General features: G+C 66.6%; 3 protein-coding genes and 5 pseudogenes. 7 read left to right on the top strand and 1 reads right to left on the bottom strand.

The annotated features are described in order from the left end of the window. Positions 1 to 99 precede the first annotated feature (99 nt). The 4 genes and pseudogenes from G4Q83_RS01530 to G4Q83_RS01515 all read left to right on the top strand — a co-directional run. Positions 100 to 957: an aspartyl protease family protein gene (locus tag G4Q83_RS01530; RefSeq protein WP_128421375.1), complete on the top strand. Its 858-nt coding sequence runs from the start codon at positions 100 to 102 to the stop codon at positions 955 to 957. A 50-nt stretch (positions 958 to 1,007) separates the two neighbouring features. Beyond that, positions 1,008 to 1,233, top strand: a pseudogene (locus G4Q83_RS01525) (IS3 family transposase); the annotation flags it as partial. Between the two features lie 476 nt (positions 1,234 to 1,709). Next, on the top strand, positions 1,710 to 2,447 hold the full coding sequence (gene ltrA, locus G4Q83_RS01520; RefSeq protein ID WP_246432237.1) for a group II intron reverse transcriptase/maturase: 738 nt from the start codon (positions 1,710 to 1,712) through the stop codon (positions 2,445 to 2,447). A gap of 140 nt (positions 2,448 to 2,587) precedes the next feature. Beyond that, positions 2,588 to 3,098: pseudogene (locus G4Q83_RS01515) on the top strand (DDE-type integrase/transposase/recombinase); the annotation flags it as partial. 222 nt (positions 3,099 to 3,320) lie between these two features. Here the strand turns inward: G4Q83_RS01515 and xopAD are convergent. Then, the gene (gene xopAD / locus G4Q83_RS01510; RefSeq protein WP_185817320.1) at positions 3,321 to 10,637 is read right to left on the bottom strand and encodes a XopAD/skwp family type III secretion system effector; all 7,317 of its coding nucleotides are present in this window, start codon (positions 10,635 to 10,637) and stop codon (positions 3,321 to 3,323) included. A gap of 213 nt (positions 10,638 to 10,850) precedes the next feature. Here xopAD and G4Q83_RS01505 point away from each other — a divergent pair. From G4Q83_RS01505 to G4Q83_RS01495, 3 pseudogenes are all read left to right on the top strand, one after another. Continuing rightward, positions 10,851 to 10,979, top strand: a pseudogene (locus G4Q83_RS01505) (IS5/IS1182 family transposase); the annotation flags it as partial. 112 nt (positions 10,980 to 11,091) lie between these two features. Further along, positions 11,092 to 11,879 (top strand): annotated as a pseudogene (locus G4Q83_RS01500) (IS5 family transposase). A 78-nt stretch (positions 11,880 to 11,957) separates the two neighbouring features. After that, positions 11,958 to 12,941, top strand: a pseudogene (locus G4Q83_RS01495) (IS5 family transposase); the annotation flags it as partial. Positions 12,942 to 12,997: the final 56 nt, after the last annotated feature.

Raw genomic sequence — 12,997 nt, 5'->3', positions numbered from 1 at the left:
AGCGATTGTCGCCGATCCCCCGACGCGCGCAAACCGGCCGTCAGTTTCGGGCAAGCAAGCGCGCGCACGATGACGGATGGATCCCCACGGTAGCTCGTCATGATCGCATTGAGCCTTGTCCTTGCCGCCCTGCTGCAACCCGCCGCCACCGTCGCCCTGCAACAGGACGATCGCGGCCGCCCCGTCATCGAGGCGCAGATCAACGACAAGGGGCCGTTCGCGATGGTGGTCGACACCGCCGCGCAGACCAGCCTGCTGGCGCCGTCGCTGGTGCAGGAGCTTGCCCTGCGCCCGTTGGAGGGCGACATGACGATCATCGGCGCGGTCGGCATGCAGACGGCCAAGATCTATCCGGTCGAACGCTTGAACGCCGGCCTGTTCGACGAGCGCCAGTTGGAAATGCTGGCGCTGCCGAACGACAGCATCACCTCGGCCAGGGGCATCATCGGAATGGAACGCTTCGCCGGATCCAAGGTGCTGTTCGACCTGACTGCCGGCACGCTGACGATCGCGCCCTCCAGCGCGGCGGCGAGCGGGCACGCGACCGTGGCCGGCACCACCGATGGCAATGGCATGCTGCATGTGCCGCTGCGGCTGGACGGGGTGAGCGTGCAGGCGCTGGTCGATACCGGGGCCGGCCGGAGCGTGGGCAACCTTGCGCTGCTCAAGGCGCTGGGCCTGCGCCAGGACGATCCGCGCGTCAAGCCGGCAGGGGAGATCCGCGGGACGGCCGATGCGGCGACAGCCGCATGGATCGTGCAATTGGAGACGGTTGCGCTGGGGCCGGTCAGGTTCCGCGACGTGCCGCTGCTGATCTCGGACATGGGCGAGGCAGGCACGCCCTCCATGCTGCTGGGCAACGACCTGCTGGGAGTGTTGCAGGGCTATGCGGTGGACTTCCCGCGCGCCGAATTGCAGATCCGGCTGCCAGCGGCGCCGGCGCCGGCCAAGCCCTGAGCGGCCACCGGCGCGGCCAGGCGACCGACGCCGGCGCACCACACCACAGGCAAGTCTACGGTGCCCGCAAGGTGTGGAAGCAACTGCTGCGGGAAGGCTGGCAGGTGGCGCGATGCACAGTGGAACGGCTGATGCGGCGGTTGGGATTGCGTGGCGTGATCGGCGACAAGGCGGTGAAGACCACGCACAGCGAAGGCGCAGCCGTGCCCGCTGGATCGGGTGAACCGGCAGTTCCAGGCCGACCGGCCGACCGCGCTGTGGGTGAGCGACTTCAGTGTGCCGCAGCAAGCGGCGTGAGAGATGAGGGTATGGCCCCTCGCCATCGGCTTGCAGGAGCAGGTGGCAAACCACCGCAAGCGGCTTGGGTCAAAAGCCCCGGTCGTGAGCGTTGCGGAAAAGGCGCCGACAGGCGTCAGGTATGAATCCGGAAGACGAACAACCGTGAACAGCCGTTCAAGCGTCGAAAGTACTCAGATGACATCGAAACCAGGGAGTGATGTTGCTCCGGGATCAGCCTGGCAGGTGCCTGCTTATGGGTCAGGCGGTGTCCGGCGTAGAGGCTGCGTGATCCGGATTCGGGCTCTTGCGTTGAAGTGCGGGAACCTTCGGTGGCGATGGCAAGGGAAAGGCGCAAGCCCGCAAGGCGAGGCCGACAGTACCGATGCGCCACCAAGGGACGGAGCGGCTCGTAGTAGCGAAGAAGTCGCTGTAATGGCGAGGGAGCGAAGGGGCCGCGTCATCTGGTCATGGTCATGGGTCAACTGCGCAAGCAGGAGGAGCCGATGGTCATGACAAAGCGGTTCGAGATTTCCAAGCAATGGGTATGGGAAGCGTATCAACGTGTAAAGGCCAATGGCGGTTCGGCTGGCATCGATCGGGAGACGATCGGGCAGTTCGAGCGTCGCCTCGGCAACCACCTGTACGTGCTTTGGAATCGCCTCAGTTCCGGCAGCTATTTCCCGCCGCCGGTCAAAGGCGTGCCGATTGCGAAGAAGTCAGGAGGCGTGCGGATGCTCGGCGTGCCCACGGTGGCCGATCGGGTGGCGCAGTCGGTGGTCAAGGATGTTCTGGAGCCGATCCTGGAGCTGTTGTTTCATCCCGATTCCTACGGCTACCGCCCCGGGCGCTCCGCGCTCGATGCGGTGACGGTGGTGCGGCGGCGGTGCTGGGATTACGACTGGGTCATCGAGTTCGATATCAAGGGATTGTTCGACAACATCGACCACGAGTTGCTGATGCGGGCGGTCAAGAAGCATTGCCAGATTCCATGGGTGCTGCTGTACATCGAGGGTTGGCTCAAGGCTCCGATGGAGATGGCAGATGGACAGCGCGTGGAACGGTCGTGCGGCACACCGCAGGGTGGTGTCGTCAGTCCGTTGCTCGCGAACCTGTTCATGCACTATGCGTTCGACCGTTGGATTGCCACGAATTTGCGCAGCGTGCGGTTCTGTCGCTACGCCGATGATGGGGTGATCCACTGCAAGAGCTAAGCGCAGGCACAGTACGTCCTGCGTAGGTTGGCCGAGCGGTTCGGTCAATGTGGGTTGGAGTTGCATCCAGAGAAGACGCGGAGGCTCACGTCCGGTTCTGCGAGGGGCTGGGGGTGAAATTCCCCCGGCCTACTCACCCGTACGTCTGGACCTGGCAAGGTTGGCTGTACGTGGCCTTCGTCATCGACGTGTACGCGCGTCGGATCGTGGGCTGGAAGGCATCGAGTTCGATGGCGACGGACTTCGTGCTCGATGCGCTGGAGCAGGCCCTGCATGCCCGGACGCGGGTCGAAAACGAGGCACTGATCCATCACAGCGACCGCAGCGTGCAATACGTCAGCATTCGCTACAGCAAACGGCTGGCCGAGGCCAGGATCGAGCCCTCGGTGGGCAGCGTCGGTGACAGCCACGAGCGCGAAGCCTGCCCTTGGGGCACAACGCGCTGGCCGAGACGATCAACGGCCTGTACAAGGCCGAGGCGATCCACCGCAGGGCATGGCGCAACCGCGAGCAGGTGGAACTGGCCATGCTGGACTGGGTGCACTGGTACCAACACAAAAACGACTGCTGGGGCCGATCGCGCACATCCCGCCAGCAGAAGCCGAAGCGGCTTACCATCGGCAGCAAGCCGGTCAGGCCGAGGCGGCCTGACTCAAACCAAACGGCCTCCAGGAAAGCCGGGGCGGTTCACACTGCCTGCGGCAGTGCGCGAACAGATGATGTTGGCCGCGTAAAAACGTGGGGAAACCTTAGCTGCCGACCCTCCAACTGGCCCTAGGACGATCAGCAACCCTGGTTGGTCCTGGGCTTATACCGGTTTTCTGTTCCACTGCGTCTCAAACCCCGCGTACTGCCGCGTGCGCCGCGTCAAAGTCAGGGCGCTTCCCAATCGTCGATCTCCTCGCAGCCTGGCGGCGCCTCCACGCGGCTGAAGGCCGCCTGCGCAGGCGCCTGCAGGTCGCGCTGATCGGCCTGTGAGGCGCCCTGAAGCTGCAGCGCAAATTTGCGCTTGTACAGGTCGTGGAATTCCTCCTTCAACTTGAAGGTGTCCGGCGTGTGGAACTGGATCTCCCAGAGCGCGCCTTCGGGGCTGCGCAGCGTGACATTGACGGCCTTGAATGCCTGCCGGTGCTTTGCGAACAGGTTGGTCAGCTTGACCCGCACATGGTTCTGATCGTCCAGCGAGGCCAGCACGCCGCGCAGGCCGTCGGTGAAGTCCTGCCGGTCCAGTACCACGCTGTAGCGCAGCATGTCGTTCACGCTGGCCGCCGCTTCTTCCAGGGTCTTGTGTTTCAAAGCCATCTGTTGCTTGAGCTTTTCCACCAGCGAACCGCGCGACTTCAGTTGATGGTGCGTTCCCTCCAGTCGCCCACGGTGGGGCTGGGCGGCGCGCGCCAGCATGTCGGTGACCGCCGGCTCCATCTCGCGGGCGCGTGTCAGCAGGGCCTGGGCCGTACGCGCGATGTCCTCGGGCCGCACGGCGCGCAGGCGCTCGGCCGGCGACGGCGGCGGGTCGATCAGGCCCGCCTGCTGCAGCGCGTGCAGCGCGTCTTGCATGACGCCCGCCGCCATCGTCGGCATGTTCTGCAGGAGCACCTTGGTCTGCTCGGCGTCGAAGCGGCCATCGTGCATGGCCCGGGCGGTCGCCTTGCCGTACGGCACGCTGAGCACCCGCTCGGCGAACGCCCGCTCGGATCGTTCGCAGGACTCCACGATCTGGGCGAACAGCGCCGTGCCGGTGTCGGATTTCAGCGCATCGGTCCCCACCTTGATCGCGATGGTGAAGAGGTTGCGCATGCTCAACTCCGGCTCGCCGGGGATGAGCCCTGGTTGCCCCTGCGGGTACTGCGTGTGCGACAACCGGCACACCGGGTAGTTGTCGAGGATGGCGTGCAGACGTGCTTCAGCATCAGGCGCGGCCACGTAGGCCTGGGCGAGCGTTGGAAACGCCTCGGCCAGCGTGTCGGGCAAGTGCGGCGCATCGGCTGAGCCAGCCGTCGCCGACTCGAGCCCAAGCAACTGCGCGTGCAACAGTTCAGCGGCTTCACGCGCCTCGGGCATGTGCGCGCGTCCGATCGCTTCGTGCGCCTGGGCGCGCAGTCCCGCCAACACCTGGGGATCCCTGAGCTGGCCTTCGAGCATCTGGCGCAATTCGTTGCGCAGGTCGCGCTCGATGCCGTCGTAAGTACCGAACATCATGTTGCGCGCCATCGCCTCGCGCAATGGGTCGGGCTGCGCCATGAAGCGCGCCGCCAGGGTGCTGGCCGCGCCCATGACTTGGCCGCCACGCTGCAGCGACATGATCTCCGACAGCCGCCCGGCCTGGTAGTGGCCGCTGTCCGGGTCGATGGCCGGCGTGGCCGTCTTCGGCGGCTTGAAGGAGCGTGGCTGGCCGCGCCGCACCTCGCGATCGGCCATCTCGCGCGCGATCAGCGCGGCCAGCCTGGGGTAGCCCGCATACACGAACGCGTCGTCGCCGTCGGTGTCCATGTTGCGCTTGCGCAGCTCCGGGATCGGCAGTGCCCCCAGACGCCCGGGCTCCACGATGTCCTTGAGCCGCAGGCTGCCGGTGCTGAGCATGTCCGGCGGCACGGCACCGCGGTCGCGCCCGGCCGTCCAGCGCGACAACGTCTTGAGATCCTCCTTGGAGCACGCCAGGTCCATGTCCGCGAACTGCGCCGGCCAGTTCTCCGGCGGCACCACGATGAGCATGCCCTTGCTGTGCAGCATCTCGGTAGCCTCGCCCGATCGGTCGTCGAAGCCGGTGTAGCTGTACTGAAGGCCGAAGCAGTGCGAGAGGAACTCGGCGGTGGCGTCGCCCTGCGCCACGGTCGCCACGCGCTCCTGCGCCACCGGCAGCAGGTTTTCCTTGTCGTAGGGCGGCTTGCCGATCAGCAAGGCGCCGCCGGCGGCGTCGAAGGCCTGGCTGCGCTCGCGCGGCAGGTGCACCTTGTCGTCGGCCGAGGGCACCGCCCGGACTCTCTGGCCCTCGTAGCCGCCGCTGGTGGCCAGCTCGTACAGCGCCAGTTGGCTCGGCTCGGGCGGCAGCGCCTGCAGCCGGCGCTGCATCGCCTCGTGCGCCTCCTGCAGCGCCGCCGCCTCGCGCGGGAAGTGCTGCAGCGCCTGCGGTGCCAGCCGCGTGGGGCCCTTGTCCTTGGCCAGAAGCTCGCGCTGCTCCTGGCTGGCCTGGCCGGCCTGCGCCGCTTCCCAGGCGCAGAAGTGCTCACGGAAGGCCGGGATGCGCAGGGCCACCTCCCGCTTCAGAAAGCCGCAGCCATCGTTGGGGCACAGCGCCAGGGGGCGCCCGTCCGCTGCGACGGGCTTGAACGGGTGCGCAGGGCCGTTGACGTCGTCGAAAAAGCCCAGGCGCAGCGTGCCCTCGACCACGTGGTCGCTCGGCACCATCTCCAGCAGCGCGCGCTGCATGCGCGACCAGTCCTCGCGCTGCGGGGCGAGCTTGGCGAGGAGCTCCATCAGGCTGCTGCCCGGCGCGGTGTCGGCATAGCGGATCGCCGGCAGCAGCGACGGCGATGCAGAGGCGCCGGCCAGCAGATGGGCCGGGCGGCTCGTGTTGCCGCGCGCGGCGCGGCTGCCGCCGAACGTGTCGAAGCGCCAGGGCTGGCCTTGGTAGGTGAGCGTGCGCGCGAGCATGAACGTTGAAATCGATCCCGGCAGCTGAACCTCCACCAGCGGCAGGCCCGTCAGCCGCGCAAACAGCGAGTAAGGCTTGTTCGTCTCGGCCGCGTTGGTCGACACTTCCTTGCCATGCAGATCGACCACGACGTGGGTCGTGCTGCCGGTGCCCGGTGCCGGCGCGACGGGCTGGCCGGGTGCCGAACGCATGCTCATGTGCCCGGCGCCCAGGTCGAAGCGGCTCGGTGGATGGGCCTGCGTGATCCTCGGCGCCTCCTTCGCCATGCGCCGGTCCAGGGCGTCGAACACCTGGTCGCCCGCCTCGATCTGCGCGATCAGATTCCAGCTCATCTCGCCGAGGTCCGCCTCGATGGCCTCGCGCGTGCGCTCCAGCGTCTGGTCGACCCATTGCGCCAGTTGCTCGCGGCGCTGGCGCAGTTCCTGGCGCGCGCCTTCGACGTGGCGCGGCTTCCATTGCCGGCTCACCATCGCGTAGGCCTTGAGCACCTGGAAGAACGTCAACGCCGGGCATCGCGTGGCGTGCTGTTCGGTCTCGGCCGATGCACGTGAGCCACCGACGGTGAGGTACAAGTCGATCTTGCGCTCTACGATCGGCTGCAACGTGTTGAACACGCGCAGGGCGTGACCCCGATGGCGAGGCGTCAGCTCAGGACTGCGGATCACCGGCAGCAGGCCCATGCACAGGTTGCCCAGCCCCTCCAGGTTCGTCTCGCGTAATCCATCCTCGCGCACGAGCGCCGCGACCCGCTCGAGCGCCGGTCGCGCCAGGGGGCGCATCTGGCGATGAAGCTGCGCCGATGAAAGGGCCTTGAAGAGCAGCGCGATTTCCGCGACCGAGGCGGACTCGAAGCGCTCGCGATGCAGCTCCAGGTGCCCGGCCAGCGCCTGCAATTTGGCGCCGCCCAAGGTCTGGAACTCGTCCTCGTCCACGCGCAGCAGGCGCGATATCGCGTTGCCCACCAGGGCGAGTGCGCGCATGTCGAACTGCTGCCATGGCAACTCGGCCGTGCCTGGGCGCTCGGCGAGCCGCAACGATGCCTGTCGACAGGCCGCCCCTCCGAGCAATTTGCTCAGCGCATTGAGCGACAAGGCCACGTGTGGCGCTCTCAGTGCTTGTCGCAAATCGTGGTCCGCCGCCAGCCGCCCGGCCAAGGCCTCCATGGCCTTCTCGCAGCTCGCGCGTCCGGGCCATTTGCTCAGGGCGTTCAATGCGTTGACCACGCCTTGCGGGTCGAGGGCGTGGCGCAAACCGCGATCGTCGGCCAACTGCGAGGCCAGCGTGCTGGCGGCCGCCTCGCAGACCGGCGTGTCGGGCCATTTGCTCAGGGCGTTCAACACGTTGGCCACGCCTTGCGGGTTGAGGGCGTGGCGCAAATCGCGATCGTCGGCCAGCCGCGAGGCCAGCGCGCGGGCGGCCGCCTCGCAGAGCGGCGTGTCGGGCCATTTGCTCAGGGCGTTCAACGCGTTGGCCACGCCTTGCGGGTTGAGGGCGTGGCACAAGTCGCGATCGTCGGCCAGCCGCGAGGCCAGCGCGCGGGCGGCCGCCTTGCAGAGCGGCGTGTCGGGCCATTTGCTCAGGGCGTTCAACGCGTTGGCCACGTGTTGCGGGTCGAGGGCCTGGCGCAAATCGGGATCGTCGGCCAGCCGCGAGGCCAGCGCGCGGGCGGCCGCCTCGCAGAGCGGCGTGTCGGGCCATTTGCTCAGGGCGTTCAAGGTGTTGGCCACGCCTTGTGGGTTGAGGGCGTGGCGCAAACCGCGATCGTCGGCCAGCCGCGAGGCCAGCGCGCGGGCGGCCGCCTCGCTGACCGGCGTGTCGGGCCATTTGCTCAGGGCGTTCAACACGTTGGCCACGTGTTGCGGGTCGAGGGCATGGCACAAACCGGGATCGTCGGCCAGCCACGAGGCCAGCCACGAGGCCAGCGCGCGGGCGGCCGCCTTGCAAAGCGGCGTGTCGGGCCATTTGCTCAGGGCGTTCAACGCGTTGGCCACGTGTTGCGGGTTGAGGGTGTGCCGCAAACCGGGATCGTCGACCAGCCGCGAGGCCAGCGCGCTGGCGGCCGCCTCGCAAGCCGGCGTGCCGGGCCATTTGCTCAGGGCGTTCAACGTGTTGGCCACGCCTTGCGGGTTGAGGGCGTGGCACAAACCGCGATCGTTGGCCAGCCGCGAGGCCAGCGCGTTGGCGGCCGCCTCGCAGATCGGCGTGCCGGTCCATTTGCTCAGGGCGTTCAACGTGTTGCCCATTTCTTGCGGGTTGAGGGCGTGGCACAAACCGCGATCGTCGACCAGCCGCGAGGCCAGCGCGCGGGCGGCCGCCTCGCAGACCGGCGTGTCGGGCCATTTGCTCAGGGCGTTCAGCGCGTTGGCCACGCCTTGCGGTTCGAGGGCGTGGCGCAAACCGCGATCGTCGGCCAGCCGCGAGGCCAGCGCGCGGGCCGCCGCCTCGCAGACCGGCGTGTCGGGCCATTTGCTCAGGGCGTTCAACGTGTTGGCCACCCCTGGCGGGTCGAGGGCGTGGCACAAACGGGGATCGTCGGCCAGCCGCGAGGCCAGCGCGCGGGCGGCCGTCTCGCAGACCGGCGTGTCGGGCCATTTGCTCAGGGCGTTCAACACGTTGCCCACTTCTTGCGGGTTGAGGGCGTGGCACAAACCGGGATCGTCGGCCAGCCGCGAGGCCAGCGCGCTGGCGGCCGCCTCGCAGACCGGCGTGTCGGGCCATTTGCTCAGGGCGTTCAACGTGTTGCCCACGCCTTGCGGGTGGAGGGCGTGGCGCAAACCGCGATCGTCGGCCAGCCGCGAGGCCAGCGCGCGGGCCGCCGCCTCGCAGGCCGCCGTGTCGGGCCATTTGCTCAGGGCGTTCAATGTGTTGCCCACGCCTTGCGGGTCGAGGGCGTGGCACAAACCGGGATCGTCGGCCAGCCGCGAGGCCAGCGCGCGGGCGGCCGCCTCGCAGACCGGCGTGTCGGGCCATTTGCTCAGGGCGTTCAACACGTTGGCCACGCCTAGCGGGTTGAGGGCGTGGCGCAAATCGCGATCGTCGGCCAGCCGCGAGGCCAGCGCGCGGGCGGCCGCCTCGCAGACCGGCGTGTCGGGCCATTTGCTCAGGGCGTTCAATGTGTTGGCCACCCCTAGCGGGTCGAGGGCGTGGCACAAACGGGGATCGTCGGCCAGCCGCGAGGCCAGCGCGTTGGCGGCCGCCTTGCAGATCGGCGTGTCGGGCCATTTGCTCAGGGCGTTCAACACGTTGCCCACTTCTTGCGGTTTGAGGGCGTGACGCAAACCGGGATCGTCGGCCAGCCGCGAGGCCAGCGCGCTGGCGGCCGTCTTGCAGATCGGCGTGTCGGGCCATTTGCACAAAGCGTTGAGCGTGTTCGCGATGTCCTGCCCATGCATCGTATGACGCAAGCGGCTGTTGCTGGCGAGCAGCGCGGCGAGCGAGTGCGCCATGGACTGGCAGTCCGGGTTATCGAACCACTTGCTGAAGGCATTGAGCGCTAGGTTGATGCCCTGCGCGTTCAGAGAATGCCGGGCCTGGCTGTCTTGCAGGTGACGTGCCAGGCGAGCCACCGCGCGTTCGCACCTGCCGCTGTCGGTGTTCTTGGCAAAGGCGTTCAGGAGTAGGGCTGGCAAGTGGCCATCCAGCCCCAACGGATCATCGGCCTGCTCCACCTGTCCGGCGATCCAGGCGATCGCCTGCATGCACGCGGGCTGGTTGGGGTGCTTGCTCAGCTTGTTGCCCACATGGGCCAGCTGTCTCAGCGAGGCACCGTCGAACCAGTCGGTCTTGTAGAGATACTGCGCCGCGAGGTCAGTGCAATGATCGAGATCGTATTGATTTACGCCTGCGGCCCGTCTTGCACTGGCAATCATCTGGAGATAGTTGTCGAGCCACTGCGCATTGGCTTGCGCGTTGGCGCCTCCATCCAGGAAAGGCAGGGCCAGCTTGCAGTCGATGCGCCGCGCCAGCTGGTTGTCCTGTGCCATGGAGATGCACAGGCGAGCATTGTGTGTCTGAGCTATCCGGCTGGGCGCACTCAACTGTCGCCGATACAGCTCTCGCTCTTCCTGCAGTCGTTTTTTTGCCGCCGGGTCAAGTTGTTGTTCGATCAGGCCAAGCGCCTCCGTCGTCAGCTCCAAGCCATGCCTTGGCCGCTGTGGCCGTCGATGCGACGACGAGGCGCTGGCGTAAGCGGGCATTCTGTCCGGGCGCCGCTCGGGCGCGGTACCGCGCCCGTCGGTGGGAATATTGCGCCGGTACGAGTGGGTCGCCGGCGGTTGCTGGGCGCGCCCGTCCCATGCGCCGCCACTTGCTCCGGTTTGCGCATTCACGGGCAAGGGCGCCCTGCACTGCGGCGCCGTCCCAGATTCATCCTGCTCTACCCGTCGCCGTTTGGGCGGCGGCCGTCGAAGCGGCGGCTCACTGCCGAGGGTGCGCGTGCTGGCCGCAACCTGCTCCCCGGCCTGCCTGAATGGCTGATCCTCTCGAGGGAGAGACCAGTTTGTGCCGGATGAGCCCGGATTGAAGTTGACGGGTGCCATCCCGCCAATTTGGTCGATCCACCTGCGAAGCGGCCTGCACGACGCGAAGTCTTCCCATCGTTGGCGAATGCGCTCGCTGCAGGTGGGCAGGCTGCACTCCACCTGCAGCTCTTCACATGCTGCGAGTGATGTAGCGGTCGTTCTTGTTAGGAAATCTCTGAACAGGCACCTCCAGATACGCGACACTAATCACCTCAGAGTGAGGAGTCATTCATGCAACTGACGTTCGGTGATGCAGAAGGGCTGGGCAAGCGCAAGCAGACCCGCCGAGAGATATTCCTGGCCAAAATGGAACAGGTGGTGCCGTGGAAGCACTTGCTCGCGTTAATCGAGCCGCACTTCAGTCGCGAAAGGCTCTACCTGTAAAGTTCGTCGCGACTGAAGTCGCTCCCACAAGTGGCATCACTTGGATCGAAAGTGCGCCAGGATCTGTCATCAATTGCTAGAATAGTGGATGCTTGTCGCCCCTTTACTCTCCGGCCCTGCAATGGCACGTCGCTACGCCCTGCGAGACGATCAATGGGATCGCATCCGCGATCTGCTTCCCGGCCGAGCCGGCCATGTCGGCGTGACTGCCAAAGACAACCGGCTGTTCGTCGAAGCCGTGCTGTACCGCTACCGAGCCGGCATCCCCTGGCGCGATCTGCCTGAGCGCTTCGGCGATTTTCGCGTGATCCACCTGCGACATAGCCGCTGGAGCCGGTCCGGCGTCTGGCACCAGGTGTTCCAGGCCTTGTCGAAAGACGCGGACAACGAGTACGCAATGATCGACAGCACCATCGTCCGGGCGCATCAGCACAGCGCCGGGGCAATAAGGGGGAGCGGCAAGCCATCGGACGCAGCCGCGGCGGACTGAGCAGCAAGATCCACGCGGTGGTCGATGCACTGGGCAATCCGCTGGCGTTTCATCTGACCGCAGGCCAGGCGTCGGATCTGGAAGGTGCAGATGCCTTGTTGCCGCCCTTGTCGGTGGGCGCCTTGCTCGCTGACCGAGCCTACGACGCCAGCGCGCGCGTCATCGAGCCGATGCAGCGACAGGGGACCCAGATCGTCATCCCCTCCCACCCAACACGCAACGTGCAACGTGACTACGACCGGGTGCTGTACAGGGATCGACACTTGATCGAGAACTTCTTTGCCAAACTCAAGCAGTACCGAGCCATTGCGACCCGATACGACAAGACCGCCTGCAACTTCCTCGGCGCCATCTACTGGGCCGCCTCCGTCATTTTACTTAATTGATGACACGCCCTAGGGAAGGTCTGAACAACTCCGGCTGATCCTGCGACAATCGCACTGAGTCCAAGGGGATGACGACGATTGCAGTTTTCTTTCGGCGACGCGGCGTACAACGGCAAGGGCAAGCAGACGCGGCGCGAGGTGTTCCTGGCGCAGATGGATCAGGTGGTGCCGTGGAATGGCCTGCTGGCGCTGATCGAGCCGCACTACCCGAAGTCGGGCCAGCCGGGGCGGCCGCCGTCCCCGCTGGAGACGATGCGGCGCATCCACTTTTTGCAGCAATGGTACGCACGGAGCAATCCGTCGGCGGAAGAAGCCCTGTAGGACACGGTGTCGATGCGCCGTTTCGCGAAGATCGGCGGCCTGGATGAGGTGCCGGAGGAGACCACGATTCTCAAGTGCCGCCACTTGCTGGAGCAGTACGATTTGGCGCGCACGCTGTTGGACCGGGTCAATGCGCATCTGTCGCGCAAGGGCCAGAGCTTGCGTGGTGGCACCATCGTGGACGCCACGATCATTGCCGCGCCCCGTTCGACCAAGAACCAGGACGGCGAGCGTGATCGGCAGATGCACCAGACCAAGAAGGGCAATCAATATTTCTTCGGGATGAAGGCGCACGTCGGGGTGGACGACGAGTCCGGCCTGGTGCACCACGTGGAATGCACGGCGGCCAACGCGGCGGACATCACGCAGGCGCCCAAGCTGCTGCACGGCAAGCAGGACACGGTGTGCGGCGACAGCGGTTACACCTGCCTGGTGGAGAAGCGCGAGGAGAGGACGAGCAAGCGCAAGCGGCGCTACCTGATCGCCGAGAAGCCCTCCAAGCTCAAGCAGATCAACAACAAGCGCGAATTGAAGTGGGCCCGACGCTGGGAGCATGCCAAGGCCAGCCTGCGAGCGAAGGTGGAACACCCGTTTCGGGTGATCAAGCGCCAGTTTGGCTACGTCAAGGTGCGCTATCGCGGCTTGGCGAAGAACACCGCGCAGGTGCTGACGCTGTTTGCGCTGTCGAACCCGTGGATGAAGCCAAAGCAGTTGATGCCTGTCGTGGGGAGGGTGTGCCTGTCACCCGGGCAATACCCCGAAAATGCGCCGGAGACGGCGAAAACCAAGGGGCTGAG

The organism is Xanthomonas theicola (assembly GCF_014236795.1).
Classification (GTDB): Bacteria; Pseudomonadota; Gammaproteobacteria; order Xanthomonadales; family Xanthomonadaceae; genus Xanthomonas_A; species Xanthomonas_A theicola.
The sequence above is the reverse complement of the archived record's forward strand: the minus strand, read 5'-3'. Positions and strand labels throughout refer to the sequence as shown.

Bases quoted from the DNA above. Each gene is read 5' to 3' on its own strand.
- G4Q83_RS01530 (WP_128421375.1), top strand. From the start codon at position 100: ATGATCGCATTGAGCCTTGTCCTTGCCGCCCTGCTGCAACCCGCCGCC.
- ltrA (WP_246432237.1), top strand. From the start codon at position 1,710: ATGGGTCAACTGCGCAAGCAGGAGGAGCCGATGGTCATGACAAAGCGG.
- xopAD (WP_185817320.1), bottom strand. From the start codon at position 10,637: ATGGCACCCGTCAACTTCAATCCGGGCTCATCCGGCACAAACTGGTCT.